At 64.7% G+C, this 16,762-nt stretch carries 13 protein-coding genes; 4 read left to right on the forward strand and 9 right to left on the reverse strand.

The genetic code is table 11. The features are described from left to right. Positions 1–14 precede the first annotated feature (14 nt). The 4 genes from ACIBL3_RS39165 to ACIBL3_RS39180 all read right to left on the reverse strand — a co-directional run bounded on the left by ACIBL3_RS39165 (position 15) and on the right by ACIBL3_RS39180 (position 3,368). Entirely contained in the window at positions 15–215 is a 201-nt protein-coding gene (locus ACIBL3_RS39165) for a helix-turn-helix transcriptional regulator (RefSeq protein WP_396359024.1), read from the reverse strand. Positions 216–600: 385 nt separating this feature from the next. Next, positions 601–1,584, reverse strand: coding sequence for a hypothetical protein (locus ACIBL3_RS39170; RefSeq protein ID WP_396359025.1), 984 nt, complete (start codon positions 1,582–1,584; stop codon positions 601–603). Between the two features lie 28 nt (positions 1,585–1,612). Then, positions 1,613–2,965, reverse strand: coding sequence for a hypothetical protein (locus ACIBL3_RS39175; RefSeq protein ID WP_396359026.1), 1,353 nt, complete (start codon positions 2,963–2,965; stop codon positions 1,613–1,615). Further along, positions 2,949–3,368: a hypothetical protein gene (locus ACIBL3_RS39180; protein WP_396359027.1), complete on the reverse strand. Its 420-nt coding sequence runs from the start codon at positions 3,366–3,368 to the stop codon at positions 2,949–2,951. The genes ACIBL3_RS39175 and ACIBL3_RS39180 overlap by 17 nt, the downstream gene beginning before the upstream one ends. Before the next feature lie 12 nt (positions 3,369–3,380). On the opposite strand from ACIBL3_RS39180, the gene ACIBL3_RS39185 reads away from it, so the two are divergent. From ACIBL3_RS39185 to ACIBL3_RS39200, 4 genes are all read left to right on the forward strand, one after another. Beyond that, complete coding sequence (locus tag ACIBL3_RS39185) at positions 3,381–3,557, forward strand: hypothetical protein (RefSeq protein WP_396359028.1); 177 nt, start codon at positions 3,381–3,383, stop codon at positions 3,555–3,557. Between the two features lie 395 nt (positions 3,558–3,952). Beyond that, positions 3,953–7,549: a MobF family relaxase gene (gene mobF / locus ACIBL3_RS39190; protein WP_396359029.1), complete on the forward strand. Its 3,597-nt coding sequence runs from the start codon at positions 3,953–3,955 to the stop codon at positions 7,547–7,549. A 506-nt stretch (positions 7,550–8,055) separates the two neighbouring features. Then, positions 8,056–11,694 carry a hypothetical protein gene (locus ACIBL3_RS39195; RefSeq protein WP_396359030.1) on the forward strand — a complete coding sequence of 1,213 codons (3,639 nt, stop codon included), beginning with the start codon at positions 8,056–8,058 and terminating at the stop codon, positions 11,692–11,694. Positions 11,695–11,714: 20 nt separating this feature from the next. Beyond that, positions 11,715–12,815 (forward strand): hypothetical protein, encoded by a 1,101-nt coding sequence (locus tag ACIBL3_RS39200; RefSeq protein ID WP_396359031.1) that lies wholly within the window; start codon positions 11,715–11,717, stop codon positions 12,813–12,815. 237 nt (positions 12,816–13,052) lie between these two features. Here the strand turns inward: ACIBL3_RS39200 and ACIBL3_RS39205 are convergent, their stop codons facing one another. The 5 genes from ACIBL3_RS39205 to ACIBL3_RS39225 form a co-directional block, all read right to left on the reverse strand. Then, positions 13,053–14,192, reverse strand: coding sequence for a hypothetical protein (locus tag ACIBL3_RS39205; RefSeq protein ID WP_396359032.1), 1,140 nt, complete (start codon positions 14,190–14,192; stop codon positions 13,053–13,055). Further along, complete coding sequence (locus ACIBL3_RS39210) at positions 14,189–14,668, reverse strand: DUF4365 domain-containing protein (protein WP_396359033.1); 480 nt, start codon at positions 14,666–14,668, stop codon at positions 14,189–14,191. Before ACIBL3_RS39210 ends, ACIBL3_RS39205 begins: the two co-directional genes overlap by 4 nt. Positions 14,669–14,805: 137 nt before the next feature. Next, positions 14,806–15,084, reverse strand: coding sequence for a hypothetical protein (locus ACIBL3_RS39215; RefSeq protein ID WP_396359034.1), 279 nt, complete (start codon positions 15,082–15,084; stop codon positions 14,806–14,808). A 103-nt stretch (positions 15,085–15,187) separates the two neighbouring features. Then, positions 15,188–15,631 carry a hypothetical protein gene (locus ACIBL3_RS39220; protein WP_396359035.1) on the reverse strand — a complete coding sequence of 148 codons (444 nt, stop codon included), beginning with the start codon at positions 15,629–15,631 and terminating at the stop codon, positions 15,188–15,190. An 873-nt stretch (positions 15,632–16,504) separates the two neighbouring features. After that, positions 16,505–16,630, reverse strand: a complete 126-nt coding sequence (locus ACIBL3_RS39225) for a hypothetical protein (RefSeq protein ID WP_396359036.1) — start codon at positions 16,628–16,630, stop codon at positions 16,505–16,507. Positions 16,631–16,762: the final 132 nt, after the last annotated feature.

The raw sequence follows: 16,762 nt of genomic DNA on the forward strand, positions 1-16,762 counted from the left end.
TCTGGGGTCAGCCGTTAGTCGTCATCGCCTTCCTCCATTAGGTCGAGCCATTCGATTACGACGCTGCGCCGGTAGCGCACGTGTCGTCCGACGCGGATTCCCCGCGGGCCGTAGTTGTGGGTGCGCCAGCGGTAGAGGGTGCGCTTGGGCACTTTCAGGTACGCAGAAACCTGGTCGATGTCCCAGAGTGGATCAATCGTCTCCGGCGTCTGCATCGTTGCCTCCTCCGTCTGACAGGGAAGCCATCTGTTCGGAACGCGGCCCGCGTCTGCCGACCGGCCTCTCAGGCGCGTCAGGCATTCGCTCCTGGTCGGCCTTGACGATCTTCCGGACGTCTCGCACAGTCCAGCCGAGGATCTCAGCCGCTGCATCAGCGGTTCCGCACACGCGGACAAGTTCACGGACCTCTGCGGCCGATGCTTCCTCGGCGCCTCGAACCCGTTCATCGTGACGCTCAGCTGCAAGCGTCCTGGCCCTCATCGCCCTGTCCAGCGCGGCTTCTGCCTTCGTCGCACGCGCCGTCGCCGCTTCGATCCGTGCCTGGCGCTGCCGGGCCCGTCGCAGCGCGGCAACTCTCGAATTGGGCATCTGTCCCCTCCATCACCACTCGGGACCGCCGAGAGATCGCCCAATCGGATCGTGGCGGGCTGTGACCTGCTCGAGGGCGGCCGCGTCCAGGGCTGGGCGCCGGCTCAACCCGGCGCGTCGAAGTCGGCGATCGACTGACGTAATCAGGCGGCGTGAGACCGACACGACACGGGCACCGGTCCGCTCGATGACCTTCTCGGGTTCGCGCTTGTTCACCGCAGCCGCCCAGCTGGCGATGTACTGGAAGGGAGAGCCGCCTGTCGACAGTCCGTGATGAGCCAGCAGGAGGTAGGCGACGGACTCCGCCTCGATCTCACGGATCCCGCGGCACATGATGCTCCCGGCCGATGTGATCTCCTTCGGATCGTGCATCCGCAGGTGCGCGACCTCATGCGCGAGGCGGGAGACGGCGGTGACGTCGTCCAACCCGTTCCGGATGACGACGGTCCGAGTCTGGTAGTTCGTGAACCCATCGAGGCTCCGGTGGCCAGTGTTGCCCTCGATGAGGGTGTATCCCGCCGAGTGGACCTCATGCGCGAGAGCTCGCCAGAGATCGCTCGCCGGTGCACCGGCTGCCGACGCACTCGGCGGCAGAAGCGGCGGACCATCGGTCTGTGAAATGTCCCAGACCGACCCGACCTTAAACCCGACGAGGCGGCCGCCGCCACGGGCCGACCGGCCGCGGTCAAGCTCGAGCTCCGCGTGGCCGGTCGCCTGGCCCGTACCGCGCTGGATGACTGGCGCCAGGATCCGGATGTCCCGGTTCTGTTGGTTGTTCGGGATCGATCGGCCGAACTTCTTCCAGATGTCGGACCTGGCCACCTGGCTGGCGTACGGCATCTGGAGCGTGATCAGTACGACGTTCCGGAAGCTGTAGTTGCGCAAGGCCACTGCGGCGTCCAGCCATCGGACCCAGTCGATGCCTGAGCTGTGTTCGCGGATTTCCGAGTGCAGCGCGTCGCGCAGGTTCTCGGGGGTAACTCTTGGCCGTTCCATCGGTCCTCCAAGTTGAGTCTGGGAAAGCTCAACGTTCGAGACCGCCCGAATCTCGGTAGATCTGCGGGATGAGGTCCGTCGATGCCTGCTGGGACCAACGCCACGGGGACCTCTTCGCTACAGGCGGGGCGGTGACGCGCTCGGGTCCGAACGGGCGCCGCAGGTCGGTCGTTCCGGCGATTCGCCGAGCCACCTGCGCGGCGGCAGAAAGGCTGTGTGCGACCTCCGCCAGGTCCGCGGTGACCTGATCGAAGCAGGAGGATTGATTGGTCCTCACCCAAGCCGGCTGCGGATACCTCAGACGCCAAAGGTCGGGACGCAGGTCGAACTCAGGATCCCGCTTGGCCAAATCGACACGTGGCACGAACAGGTGCCCTTGCGTGACGAGCCAGGTCAGAGTCTCCTGCTGGACCTTCGCTACCCGCGCGGCCGAATGCACCAGCTCGTCGATAACGTCTCGAACGACTGCTGCGGTTCGGCCGTCAACTATGAGGTCCTGTGACTGCCTGAGATGTTCTCCGTCACGCAACCACGTCCGGAGCACCCCGAGCAGTTCGACGAACGTCGCCTCGGCGGGGCCTTCGCTGCTGCCGTTCAGATCCGAGAGGCGAGTACGCCAGCCTCGTGCAACGCGTGCGGCGGCGACATCCGCCGTACGCAGAGCCTCTACGAGCTGGCGGAGCTCGTGGGTGGCGGCGGCGCTCTGGCTCAGCAGATCGGCCAGGTGCAACGCGTATCCGACCGCTGTCCGCAACTGGGCGGTGGTCGACCGGAGATCCCGGGTCAACGTACCGCCGGGCGTCGTCGCCTCATGCGCCGACTGCCAGCGCGCGGCCAACAGGACCACCCGGGACGGATGGTCGGCGTCGGTGCGCGGCAGGGTCGTCGCCAGGCCTCGCAGGGTCCCAAGGTCCGCGGTGCCTCGCACCCGGAGGAATTCGAGCTCGGCAGTCACTTCGACCAGGTGCCGAAACAGCCGATCGCTTGTCTCCTCCCCGTTCAGCTGCCCGTCGATGAGTCTCGTGAGAGCCGCGCGGGCCGCCAGACCCGTGATCGCTGCGAGCTCCGATCGGGCCGCCGCGAGCGACCTCTCGTTGTCCAACGCGCTGCACGTGCTTCCGTTCTGCGAGGCAAGGAGATCACCTCCGGCGCCGACCGACCGCGCGAGCGCAGCGAGTGGACCCTCCGCTGCGACGGTCTCCGTGCTGATGAGGTCTTTCGTGGATAGCTCGAGGCGGAGCCAGCGGAAGTGATGACGAGCGGCGGTCAGCGTCGCCTGCCAGCCGGCGAGCAGGTCAGTGTCGTCGGACTCGGCCAGATTGTAGGCAACGACTGCGTCTCGCCGCGCGACTCGCAGGAGGTCCTCATACGTCGCGCGCATCCTGGACCATCCGGATGTCCGTGGCAGCGGACCTCAAGGCATCGCCCAGAGCGAGACGCCAACTCAGGTAATCGATAGGCACGTCGAGCTGGTCGACCTCGATCGCCGCCAGGTCGAACAGTTCGGCCGGGTCAGCATCGAGGTCCCCGTCAAACGGCTCATACGGCAGGCCGAGCAACTGGAGGGCTCGGAACCGGCTGAACGCCGTCATCGCCCATCGACCGCCAGCCTGCTTCACCTCCAGCGCCCCGACGATGGCCTCCGCCTGGATCACCAGGGCTGCCACGCGACCAGGTACTTCGAAGTTGTTCTTCATGAGCTCCCTCTCGTCACAGAGAAGATGGGCCGCAACGCGCCCGTTCCCGCTGAATCCAGATGAATCTGTGGACAACTGCGCCAGCACCTGGCTGCGACCATGGCGCTCAACGCTTCCAATGGGTTCAACGTTTCGCGCCAGGACTTCCGGGCAGCGCCGGCGCTTCGCGGCCCGATGCCGGCGGCGGCGCACCCCAAACCGGTCACACTTCTTGCATTCAAGGCGTTTCCGTCGCCGAAACGATTGGATGCGATCTGGCTGCCAGCCCAGCGTTGAGCGTCTATGGACCACACCTCGTACAGATCTGAGCGCGTCAACGACCGAGCGTGCGAGCACTGCGCCGCCTTCTTCATCGCCCGCAGATCCGACCAACGGTTCTGCTCGGATCGCTGCCGTCTGCGCCACTGGCGCCTGCTCAAATCGGCTCTCCAGGCGTCCGCAGCGGAGGGCTCCCCCACCGCGCCGCCCACTCAGACAATCCGGGATCTGCTGATTGGCCTACTCGACGAGAACACGCCACTCGTCGTTGTCGAAGCAGTGCGGACGACCGTTGCCGAGCTCATCGATCTCGACCAAGAGATCGTCCGGCTTCGCCGTCAGAACGCCGTACTTCAAGCACGCAATCTGGGCAGCAATCGAGCCGGCACGTCGCCGGAGGATCGCGGCGACGGGTGCTGAGCATCCACCGGTTGAGCGCCGGCGACGGCTACACCTATCTGCTCAAACACGTTGCGGCCGGCGACGTGGATCGGCGCATGGCCACTCCGCTCACGGCGTACTACACAGCATCCGGCTACCCGGCCGGGCGATGGCTAGGTGGCGGGCTGAGTGGACTCGGCAACGGTCAACTGGTCCCCGGGAGTGAGGTCACCGAGCAGCAGATGGCTGCACTCTTCGGCCGTGCAGAAGACCCGATCACAGGTACGACGCTCGGCCGGCCGTACCGCACCTATAAGACCCCCAACGACCGCATCGCCGAGCAAGTGCGTGCACTCGATCCAGCCATGCCACCGGCCCAGCGCGAACTGGCGATCGACCAGATCCGCAAGTCCGTGTCACGCCAGAAGACGAGGTATGCAGTTGCTGGCTACGATCTGACGTTCTCCCCGGTCAAGTCAGTATCGGCGCTGTGGGCAACCGCCGACGTCGGCGTCCAGGAACAGATCGCCGCCGCGCACCACGAGGCTATCCGCGACGTCTTGAGGCTGATCGAAGAGGAAGCGGTGTTCACCCGCACAGGAGTAGACGGTGTTGCACAGCTCGACGCTCGCGGCGTCATCGCGACTGCTTTCGATCACTGGGACACCAGGAGTGGCGATCCCCAAATCCACACCCACCTCGTTGTCGCCAACCGCGTTCAGGGCGCCGACGACGGCCGCTGGCGCACAATCGACGGCAGGGTCCTGTACGCCGCGACCGTGGCCATGTCCGAAGTGCACAACGCGCTGCTGGCCGACAACCTCAGTCGGCGGCTCGGTGTCGGCTGGCAACTGCTCGAACGCGGCGAACGCCGGAACCCAGCCTTCGAGATCGACGGAATCCCGGACGAACTGATCTGCGAGTTCTCATCACGAACCGAACAGATCGAGTTGAACCTCGCCACCCTGCTGACAGACCGCGGTGACGAGATCCACCATCCCAGCCGACGCGAGACGTACGTTCTCCGACAACAGGCCACCCTGATGAATCGGCCCGCAAAGCACCCGGCCAAACCGCTCGCCGATCTGATGCGCGCCTGGCGTGAACGCGCCGAGCGGGTCACCCAGGGCCAGGCGACCGCCATCATCGAGAAGGTCCTTGACTACACCACCGACCGGCCGCTCACAGCTGCCGACCTCAGCGCCGAGACCATCCACGCCTACGGCGCCACGACTGTGCTCGCTCTGCAGACCAAGCGAGCCACCTGGACGCGGTGGAACCTCCTCGCCGAGGCGGCCCGGCAAAGCCGCCTGCTACGGCTCTCAACCACCGAGGACCGCCTGCAGGTGCTTGAGGCAATCGTCCGAGACGCCGAGCGCCAGTCGATCAGCATCACACCGCCAGCCACCTTCACCTCACCGCTACATCGTGCCGACGGTCAGAGCATCTTCACGATCCACAACGGCGAGATCTACACCTCACCGGCAATCCTTGGAGCCGAGAGCCTGCTCCTCGAGCTCACCGCGAAGCTGGACGGGCCGACCATCCCTCCACGCCAACTACGCGCTCTGAACCTCAGCGACGACAAGATCCAAGCGCTCTACCGAATCGCCCTGAGTGGTCAGACCGTCGAAGCCCTGATCGGACCAGCCGGCACCGGCAAAACCAGCCTCCTCGCTGCTCTCAGAACGAGTTGGGAAGCAGAACACGGCGACGGATCCATCATCGCCCTCGCTCCCTCATCCGCCGCCGCAACCGTGCTGTCCGATACTCTCGGGCTCCCTGCGGACAACGTCGCCAAGTGGATCTACGAAGCCGTCGGCGTGGCGGCCGACCAACGCAACCACTGGATCAGTGAACTCGAACGCGCAGCACAGGCAGCCGAGACAACCGGCCGCCGCCGACGACACCAGCGCATCACCGCAGAGCTAGCCCGCGCCTACGCCGAACGCGACAGATGGCGGCTCCGCCGCGACCAACTCGTCATCGTCGACGAGGCCTCGATGGCAGGCACCATGGAACTCGCCACCCTCGCCCGCGAAGCCGACAAGGCCGGCGCCAAACTACTCCTCGTCGGCGACGACGCCCAACTCGGCGCCGCAGACGTCGGCGGCGCCTTCCGCCTCATCGCCCACGACACGAAGGCGGCCGAACTCAGCGACGTCTGGCGCTTCAGCAACGACTGGGAACGCGAAGCCAGCCTGCAACTCCGCGACGGACAACTCCCCGTCATCGACCTCTACGACAACCACAACCGGCTCTCACACGGATCACTCGAAGACATGGAGAACGCCGCCTACCTCGCCTGGCAAACCGACACCACAGCAGGCGGCACCAGCCTCCTCATCGCTTCCGACAACGCCACCGTCGCCCGCCTCAACGCCCGCGCCCGACTCGACCGAATCACCACCGGCGAAGTCGAACCAGACGGCATCCGCCTCCACGACGGCACCCACGTCGGCCTCGGCGACCACATCGTCACCCGCCTCAACAACCGCCGCCTCCGCATCGGCCAACGCGGCTTCGTCCAAAACGGCAACCGCTGGACAGTCATCCGCCGCTGGCACGACGGCTCCCTCACCGTCCAGAACGACGACCTCCAAACCGTCACCCTCCCCAGCAGCTACGTTCGCGAATCCGTCGAACTCGCCTACGCCACCACCGCCCACCGAGCCCAAGGCGCCACCGTCGACACCGCCCACCTACTCGTCACCGACAGGCTCACCCGAGCACTCATATACGTCGGCATGACCCGCGGCCGCCACAGCAACCGCGCGTACGTCGCCACCCACACAACGACCGCCGAGCTGCACGAACCCCAGTTCCTCCAAACCATGCAAGACGTCCTCGAGAGCGTCCTCGAACAAGACGGCATCGAACGCTCCGCCCACGAGGTCATGCGCACAGAACTCGACAACGCCACCCGACTCGACCGCCTAGTCCCCATCCACGAACACCTCTGCCAACTAGACGCCCGCGAACGCTACCGCCCCGCCATCACCAACAGCGGCCTCGACCGCATCGACCAAGCAGCCCTCCAATCCTCCCCCGCCTTCGGCCCCCTCATCACCGCCCTACGCCGAGCCGAACACCTCGGCCTGAACGTCCCCACAACCCTCCACAAGGCCGTCACGCAGTCCTCCCTCGCCGACGCCAAGGACCTAGCCGCAGTCCTCCACACCCGCATCGAACGCCTCATCACACGAGCCGAACGGCGTACGCGCACGGCACCACCCACCCTCATCGCTGGCCTCCTCACGCCCTCCATCTACGTTTCCAATCCGGCCTACAAGGCCGCCCTCAAGGAGATCGAGTCGCAGGTAGCCCAGCGCGCAGACTGGCTCACCGAACAAGCCGCAGCAACCAACGAGCCGTGGTATCTCGCTCTCACCGATTCGATGCCAGAGAACACCGAGCTGCAGCGCCAACTCATCCACCACATCGCCGCCTACCGCGAGCTCTATCAACTCTCCAGTCCCGACCCTCTCGGGTCGCCGCCATCCACTGCCTACGCCCATCAGCGCGACCACAGTCGCCTCAATCGGCTCCTGCACGAAATCCACGACAGCGGCGTCTCGACGCCAGCAACGTCTGGTGAGCCGTCCAACACCGCGACGATCGATCACTGAAGCCCGCACGGTCACGGCAACGACGACTACCTCACGTGCTGTAGGCACATCGAGCCACCCGCCAAGCTCGCCTCAGCCCTGGGCGCTGAACTTGGACGCAGCGAAGTCGGCAAGCGCCTTGGTCACTATCTGGCTCTGCCGCATTCCCGACCTCGCCTCGCATGCAAGACGTGTGACGGTTCTGCTGGTCTCGTTTCGCGGGCGCGGCGCCGTGTTGGTGGGTTCGAGAGGATGGAGAATCGTTGAGCCTTCATCTATAGATGAGGTAGGCCGGAGGACTCGTCGTCGGGGGGATCCAGACGGCCAGAAGTGGCGATCGCGCTGGCAGTCCACATGTCTGGGCAGAACTCCGCGACCACTCGCCGAGGTCGCCTTCAGCGTCTCGTCGTCCTTATTGCGTAGGATTCTTCCGTGATTACCCGACGTGAACGTCCGGCGCCGCTTGGCGGCGTTTGTTCGCCGTGACGTCGTCTGCCTCCGCAGGAGGCGCCGCGGGAGCGTCTGGCGTGGGTCTCCAGAACCGCGTGTTCGGCTGGGCGGCCGCGGCGATGGTCGCGGAGCAGCCGCTGCTAACAGCGAACATCGTCGCTGGCGTGGTGATCCGGGTAGGCGCGCAGACGGCGTTCCTCGTTGACGACGTCGCGGTGCAGACTGACGCTGGCAACTTCGCGTTGTTCCAGGCCAAGGCTGGGATGAAGCTCGGGGCCAGTCACGACAGCCCACTTGCCAAGGCACTCGGTCAGGCCGTGGAGCAGTACCTGAAGGGACAGTTACCGACCGCGGCTGGGACCAACCGTGGTCTCGATCCACAACGCGACGCAATCGTGATCTGCACCGACAAGTCGGCCCCGGCCACAGTCAGGCTCCACCTGGCGAGAGCCCTGGCACGAACCGGATCCCAGCCGATCGGTACACCGTTTGGTACGGAGCTCACGCAGCAGGAGTCGAAGGCGTTGGATGTCGTGCTGACGCATGCCCGCCGGCTTTGGGAGGTGACGGCAGGTGCCACGCCGACTGACGAAGAGTTGAGACTGCTTCTTCGTACGCTGCGCGTGAACGCAATCGACGCGAACCCAGGGGAACCGGACAACGCGACGGCCATGGCCGTAGTCTCGACCGTGTTGCCAGACGGAGCCGATACGGCAACCGCATGGTCGGTGCTCGTCGACGAGGGCCAGGCCGCCTCGGTCGGGCGAGACTGGCGCGATCGGGCCAGCATCGGCATCGCCCTGTCGCGCCATCGGTTGTACTTGTCTCCGCCCGCTCGCCACGCCAGCGACATCGCGAAGCTGCGCGACATATCCGAGGCGAACCGGGAGAACATGGCACGTGAAGCCGCGCTGCCAGTCTCCGGCGGCATCTTCATCCGTCGGTCTGTCGGCCAGGTGATGGCCGAATACGCCGGGGACGACAGCCTGCTGATAGTCGGCGCAGCTGGTGCGGGGAAGTCCGCAGTTGCTCAAGAATTCGTCTCGGCTCGGGCTGCGACGCAAGAGGTGGAAGTTTTGCGAGCCGCCGACCTTGCCGGCGTCAATCGGGTTCAGCTCGACGGCCCACTGGTGACGGTGTTCAGGGCGTGGACCGGGGCACCTGGGCTCCTTCTGATCGATGGAGTCGACGCACTCCGTGGGGCGGAAGACCGCGAGTTTCTGAGCGGCGTCGTCGCCGACCTGCACGAGTCTCGGTGGCAGATCGTAGCGACCGCTCGAATCTTCGATGCACGCAACAACTACGAGCTCCGGGAGGCGTTCGGCGGCGCCCCCCTCAGTACGGAACCCAACTATGTGGACGGCCAACTCGCCGATGTACGTCATCTGCTCATCGGCGACCTCAGCGACGAGGAACTCGCGGAGGCAATCGTTCCGCCACTCGCCCTCGCGTCGCTGCTGACCGCGGCGCCGCCCGAACTGCGAGCATTGCTACGCAACCCGTTCAACCTGAGGCTGGCTGCGAGGCTGACTGAGAACTTGCCCGCCGACCAACAGTCCGACTTGCTGGCCATACGGAGCCGCGTTGGCCTCCTCGACGCGTACTGGCAGCGAAGAGTGCGCAATGAGGACACCACCGCACGCGAGGCACTGCTGTCGCGACTGAGCCGCGACATGGTCTCCAGGCGGACTCTCCGGCTAGTCGAGGCCGAGCCAGTAGTCACGGCGGCAGACAGCGGCGCAGTGCAGGCGATGCTCAGCGAGAACGTGCTCACCGCCGACGTTGGACTACTGCCGGCAGCGCGCCGCGTCCTGTCGTTCTCTCACAACATCTTGTTCGACTACGCCACGACCCTATTCGTCCTACTCGATCCTGAGGACCCAAAGCGGCTGGTGGCCGTGCTCGACGGAGATCCGTCGCTTCCGCTTGTCGCCGGCCCGAGCTTCGAGATCCTCGTCGACATGTTGTGGGAGTACCGCGGCGCCGGACTCTTCTGGCCAATGTGCCTCACGCTCGCGGATTCCTCGCATGTGCTCGCTTCGCTTGCCGTGGCTGCGCGACTGCTGAAGCTCATCCAGGCGTCGGACGACCTTGCAGCACTTTTCCCCGCAGCCGGCCGGCAGGACAGGGCCGGTCGCCTCTGGCCCGAGCAGGAGCTCGCTCGCCAACTCGTCGGCGCCGTGCGAGCCCCGACCGTACTGGCTGACCCCGGGGCGTCCGTGGTGCCCCTCGCCGTGCTCGCACGACGTTATGCCGACAATGCCGCTGGGTCCTACGTCGATGCGGCTCTCGCGGCCGATCTCCTCAGAGCACTCCAGGCCCGGGCCCCCATGCAGGAGGCCCTAGCCGCCGCCGACAACCGCGGCCACGCGCTCGCGGCCCTGCTCGACGGTTGCCGGACCGGCCCGAAACGCATGGAAGTACTAGCGGATGCTGCTGCCCGGCAACTGCCCCACGCGATCGGCATCAGCGCCCCAGTACGCGCGGCAGTCGACCGGCTGCTGGCTGACGACGCCGCGCTTCGACAGTGGGGTGGCACCGTCCTCATCTGGCTGGCGGATTGTGTCGTGCCGGTCGTGACCCACGACGCCGACCTAGCAAGGCGCATTGCGACCACGGTCGTGACGTTTAACGAGACCCGTGATGAGCAGGTCGAACTCGGTGGAAGCGTCCTCCTGGGGATGAATGAGTCGCGGCGCCAGCAGGCCGCGCACGGCGCGTACCGATTGGGGCAGGAGTTTGCCCGGCTCTGCAGTGCCGACCTGCGGGTCGCGGCTGAAATCTTCTGCGACCTCGCGGAGATCGATGCCGGGGAGCCACCCCGCGGCGACTGGCCGCTTGCGGTTGGCGACGCCGTCGGCTGGCTGCGATACGGCCAGGACCTTTCGCTGACCCCGCGAGACGTCGGCGAACATGCCGCCAACGCACTGTCGGCGGCACTTGCGAGCACAGCCCCAGCCGATGCGGAGCCCGTCGTCGCGACGCTCGTCACCCGACTGCACAACGCGGCCGCCTGGAATGCGCTTCTCACGACCAATGACGAGAATAGGCTGCACCTCGCCCAGAACCTGCTTTCCGCACTTCAGTCTGGCGCCCTACTCGTCCACCAACAAAGTCATGCAACTGCTGCCGGTCTTCTCACGACGCTCGCCAGGAACGAGCCTGCACTGGCAGGTCAACTGGAAGCGGCAGTACTGCATGCACACGCCGTCGCCGACGCCAACGGCACGGCACAGCGTACGAAGGACGCGCTCATTGGTTGCTTGCGGCCAGACGCGATCACATCACCCGAACTCCTAGCTCGGCTGCAAGAACTCGGCCCGAATGGCACACCAGAAGCAGAACCCGCATACCGGATGACTTCGTGGTCTGGGCCGATCTCACCACTTGACCACCTCGCGGATCAAGGTGTCGAACTGGAGACCGAGGTCGTCGCCGCCGCTCGAGCGCTAGATGAAGAGATCCGCCTGGCCACGAGCGGCTCTGACAATCGGACCCAAGCCGAGCGCCGGCTGTTGGAGACGTTCGAGGATGCCGACGCGGCGTTTAGCGCTTCGGAAACACTGCCGAACGAACTCGAGTTCCTGCGGGTCAGGGCAGCAGAGGTGCTGGCACACGACCAGCGTGTGGTTCCCGGCACGCCGCTCGGCGACCGGATCCTGGCGATCCTCGTAGCTGCGGTGGAGAGTCCCGACGCTGGGTCGTTTCTCGGATGAGCGCAGTCTGGGGTGCAGGTATGCGAGATGCAGGTTTTGGGGGCCTGGCGGCGCTTGTCAATCGGCAGGTCTGGCGCGACAGCGAGGCCGGGCCGCCGATTGTCGAGCGAGTGTTGGAGGGGATGCGCGACCCCAACCCTGTCGTACGGATGCGTGCAGCGACGGCGGTCCTGGCGAGCTATTCCCGCCAGACCGCGGGCGATCGAGCTGCCGCCGTCGGTGAATTGTTGCTCGCCGAGGAGAACCTCGCAGTGAAGACAGTCTTGGTCGGCGCGCTCATTGCAGACACGCCCGGGGCACCTCAGACCGTCGACACGGTCCTCGAACAGCTCCTGGAAGGAGCTGACGATTTGCCCGAGGCTCGCAGCGAAGCGACGCGTGGAGTGACTGAGATGCTCACGTACCTGGCGCTGGTAGCGCGCACGCCGTTCGCTGTGAGGGTTGTCGAACGGTGGTGCCGCGATGCCGCTTCGCGTTCGGCTGCCGTCGCTCTATTCGCACAGTCCTGCCGTGACTATCTTCGTCACGACAGCAGAGACGTGCAGGAGGCGGCGTTCCGGCTCCTGGGTACCGCGGTGGAGGTCTCGCTGTCTCGCTGGATGCGTGACCCGAGTGCGCATCGAGCGGGGGCAGAGCTATCGGAGGCGCAACTCGACGAATTCAAAGGAGCCGCAACGGTCTCCCATGAGATCGCGCAACAAATCTACTTCGCGAGCGGAGCGTTCGACCAGAAGCAAGCTCGGCAGGTACGCGCCGATAGCGACCTCGATGTCTTTGCTGAGCTGGCTTTCCCGGTCCTGCAGGCATGTGCCAGATTCAACATTCCGCAGTCCATACACAAGGCAGTTGAGACGATGATCTTCCTCGCGCCGCTGGACGAACCGCGAGCGCTGCTGGCCATCGCAGAGGCCGTTCCGATCGGTGGGACCTACGCGGGCGATTCGCTAGTCGGAGATGAGGTCATGCCCTACCTGCACCGGCTCCTGGCCGAGCACCGACCGCTAGTTTTGCATGACGACAAGGGTATCGCGGCGTTCCGCCATCTTCTCGCGGCATTCGCTGGGGCAGGAAACGAGCAGGCACTCGCTCTCGCCTACACCTTCGCTGACGTCTTCCGCTGACGATGGTTGTCCGTCCGCCGTGTCCGGGCAGCGAGCCGCCTCCGGGCGCGCAGGTGTCCGTGACGTACCCCGTAGGAAGCACGGTTTAGGAAACCGACCAGTCCGTCCCGCGTTGCCCAGGTAGACGCGCGAATCGCCCGGTGGCAGACGAATTCGAACGAGCAGGCCGGACAAACCGTGGCTACGCCTGATTCGACCTGATCTGTGGTCGCCAGGTGGGCTCGATGGGTCTTGCGATTACTGATCCTGCTCACTCATGAACTCTGCGTATCCGAAATTGGTGATTGACTCGAACTTCCATTGCCTCCCAGGCTCTCGTGCCAGAGTCCCGGTTACATACACAAGTCTCTCTTCGTCGGCAGCCATGAGCGCCTGATGGAAGTCGTCTCGACCCAACCACATGTGAACGAGCCGATCGGTTGAACCAATCGGTGCGCGAATGGTGACGAGGCCGAATTCCTCAGCCGGATCGCGACGAGTTCCACGCACGATGCCCACAATCGTCTGCTCGGCGACCACTTGGCTCCCACGTAACGACTCTGCGATGCCTTGGACGTTGGGGAGGGATGCCTTCGGGAGTCGGATGCGCTCAACTGCGTCCCGCACCGGGAGCCGCCGAGCCCAAGCGAAACTGACGTCCAGGCCGTCGACAGAATCCGCCGCGAGGACCTCCGAAACGGCTGCACATAGCTCGTGCGATACGCCGTGACCTACACTCTCGTTGATGCGCCGCATGTTCGGTGGATCCGCATCGACCGCCAAATCTTGGATTGTCGAAAGCGCTTCGGCCAGCTGTATCATTACGCGGCGGCCAAACGGTTGGGCGTCGATCCGGATATCGAGGCCGTCTTCCTGGCCGCCAGGCACGAGTGTCGATCCTGATACGTGGCTGATGATTGGCACGATGTAACTGCCGGGCATCGTCTGTCCCATGCGGACCGATTTTGCGTGTTCGCGGGCCGCCTTCGCTATGCTGTGGCCAAAGTACCCGCGCCGGTGGACAGTGGCATTTGCTGCAGCAACAAACGCGGTTCGTGCTCCGTGCACGAGGCGATCCCCATCATCCAAAGGGATCGTGTACTGATTGATCTGCTCCCCAGTAGCACGCCATTCGCACACATCTGCACCCTCGCTAAGAATCTCCTGCGTAATGAGTAGTGCATCGCGCTTCTCAGCGCGCGCAAGAGTTCGTAGCAAATCGGCGAGGCGAAGACGATAGTCAGTCGAGCCGGGCGCAAGTGGTTGGAGAACCTCATGGGCGGATCGAACCCACAGGGCCGCAGTCTCCTGGCTGGCGGGCACCCGACGCCAATCGTTCGCGGCGAGCCAACTCGTGACGTCTTCTGGCGCAAGTTCAAGCCTGAGGAGGTCGTTCATGCGATGAGTCGCCCTCTCGCGTCGAGCATAATCTCGCGAATGTGCGTCACGCACAGCGTGTTTGATAGCGGAAGTTTGATGCGCACGCTGTTCTCATTTGAAGTAGCCGGCAATCCAGTGAGATCGCGCCAGTAACCGCTGTGGAAGATTGTCATCGAGTCAGGATCCGATTGCAGCCAGGTGTTTACGTCCTCTGGCAAGACGATGACCAGCAAGTATCCGGGTGATGAGCGGACGCCACTGAGCAGGTCGTACGTTCGGACGTCTAGATCAAAGGCTAGGTCACCGCCGCTCATGATCGGGGACGAGGTCGCTTTGAGCTGGAAATCAACTGCCACTCCGCCATCACGGACCGTCGCGTCTACGCCGTGAACGTCATCGAGGTGATATTCGACCGTGTAGCCAGCCGCTGCCGACACTGCAGTCACGAATGCGCGGCTAAACCACTCCTTCTGCTGCTGGTCCAGATCACCCATAGTGCGCAGATCATAATCGGAGTGTGCTCGGCTGGCGAGAGTGTGGACTGTGCCAGTTTCCGACTTGGACCGAGCACGTCCGGCACAGGCATCCGCGTGGCGCGCCCGAACGACCTCCGGTCCGCATACCTGACGGGCTACAGGCGAAGCTCGATGCGGGTGCCTTGGCTGATCAGGGTTGCCCAGTCCGTCGCCTCGGCATCAGTCATGCTCCCACCGCTGCGCCGCCATTCGCTGAGCAGCACAGGTTTGACTGTTGAGACTGGCTGCCCCTTGTAACGGTCGAGCAGTCTGTCTAGGAGCGCTTGGGACTTGCGAACCTCGTCCTCGACGCCCTTCTGCGCAGCCTTGAGAATGTCCTTTTCCCAGCCCTTGTTGAACTTGATCTCGAAGCCCTTGGCCATGCTGCTACGCACTGAACTTCGGTCACCTTGATCGGCTCGTGCGTCCTCCACCTACGACGGTAGCTGGCTGCACCGACAATCTTGACGAGACCCGCTGGACGCCCTGTCCGTCCGTCTAGCCGCCGTACATGCCCTTCGTGATGACCTGAGCTGTCACATCGGTGAGTATGTCCCTACCGACACCGGCAACCGCTGCGGCCGCCCGGTGAAGCTTGCCTTTCTTCACTTCGTCCGGCTCGTTGTCAGCCGCGTCGTTCAGAGCGGCAATTATCCGGTCTGCGAGGGCGTCCGGCGTGGGCCAAGCGCCCACGACTCGCCGCGCGTGACCTGTCGGAGCACCGATGCCGATCGCGTCGCCAGTCAGGACTGTCTGTAGCCCTTTGATGAACGGCGGCTCCTCATGTTGAAGCGCACGCAACGCACGTTGGACAGTTTCCTTGTCGTCGAACCCGCACGCTTCCGTAATGTCAGACGGGTCCGGCGTGTGGCCGTTCTCGTCGTAGAACTCCACGATGTGCGTCAGGACCGGCAGGTCTCGGGTTTCCCCGGTTGATTCCACGCTGGTGACAGTAGTCCATTACTTCCGACAGTTTCGCCGCTGAACATTCCGCGGCTTCCTCCCAACGCTGGGCGGTAAGGACAGACCGAGGAGGAGCGATGCGAGCAGGGACCGTTCATGAGCCTAGCGAGTTCGATGAGAAGCCGGGACAGGCGAACACTCCACCCGCTCAACGAGACGAGGCGCTAGCGAAGGCACTGAAGGACTCCACCGAGCCGTTGCCTCCAATTGGCGGACCGTACAACGGCTGGCAGCGGTAGGTGGTCGAGAAGGTCAATCGACATTCGCTCGCGTTGGTCCTGATCCCGGATGGGGGTCAATTGGCGAGATGACGATGCTTGTGTGGATCGGCCGGCCGAGATGTTCCCGGACGAGAGCGACGTCGGTGGTACAGACGAACTCAGGCTGTGTCCGCGCAATGCTCCGTTTTTCGGAGGAGTGTCAGCCGTTCGCCTTCGCCAGTCGGGTGCCGTGGGGTGTCTGGGGAGGGGCTCACTACAGCCGAGTGCCGCGAGGAGTGGTATCGACGCTACGCGCCCAACAGCCCACACCCGGCCACGGCCGGCTGGGGCGAAGACGGCCCGGTCGGTTACAGCATCGGCGTAGTCGGCCCTAGAACGCTGTAATGGCTGCTGGCTCCAGTATGAGGCCGAGCAGGTGCCAGTCCTGGCTCAGATCGGCACACAGCGGTGAGCAGGCCGATGGCGTGAGGGACAGCGAGGGCATCGGTGTGCTCAACCGGCGTAGCCTCGCGCCTGACCTGCGGGTACACGTCGTGCAGACGCCAGTGATCACCGCTGGCGACCACCGGCACATCGCACAGCGACCCGGCTAGCGGGGCCAACCGGGGTCGATGTGTTGCTGGCGATGGCGTTACGGCTTGCGTCCCAGCTTGATGATCGCGTGGTCGTTGCGGCCACCCTGGAGGAATGCCTCCTCGATCACGTAGGGCGTACCGTCGAGCCGGAAGCGTACAGATCCGTCGTCGTATGCGAGCACGCGAACCTTACGGCCATCCGGCAGAACCAGTCCCTCTGAAAACACTCTCTCGGCCATACAGAATCCCTTCCTACAGACCGATATTTCTCTGACGAGTCAACACTAATCCGGCCTGTCAATGGTCCGCCCCCG

This window comes from Kribbella sp. NPDC050124 (assembly GCF_044460355.1).
In the GTDB taxonomy this organism is placed as follows: Bacteria; Actinomycetota; Actinomycetes; order Propionibacteriales; family Kribbellaceae; genus Kribbella.

Excerpts from the sequence above, each read along its gene's own strand:
- ACIBL3_RS39165 (WP_396359024.1), bottom strand. The coding sequence starts at position 215 with ATGCAGACGCCGGAGACGATTGATCCACTCTGGGACATCGACCAGGTT.
- ACIBL3_RS39170 (WP_396359025.1), bottom strand. The coding sequence starts at position 1,584 with ATGGAACGGCCAAGAGTTACCCCCGAGAACCTGCGCGACGCGCTGCAC.
- ACIBL3_RS39175 (WP_396359026.1), bottom strand. The coding sequence starts at position 2,965 with ATGCGCGCGACGTATGAGGACCTCCTGCGAGTCGCGCGGCGAGACGCA.
- ACIBL3_RS39185 (WP_396359028.1), top strand. The coding sequence starts at position 3,381 with ATGGCGCTCAACGCTTCCAATGGGTTCAACGTTTCGCGCCAGGACTTC.
- ACIBL3_RS39200 (WP_396359031.1), top strand. The coding sequence starts at position 11,715 with ATGCGAGATGCAGGTTTTGGGGGCCTGGCGGCGCTTGTCAATCGGCAG.
- ACIBL3_RS39205 (WP_396359032.1), bottom strand. The coding sequence starts at position 14,192 with ATGAACGACCTCCTCAGGCTTGAACTTGCGCCAGAAGACGTCACGAGT.
- ACIBL3_RS39210 (WP_396359033.1), bottom strand. The coding sequence starts at position 14,668 with ATGGGTGATCTGGACCAGCAGCAGAAGGAGTGGTTTAGCCGCGCATTC.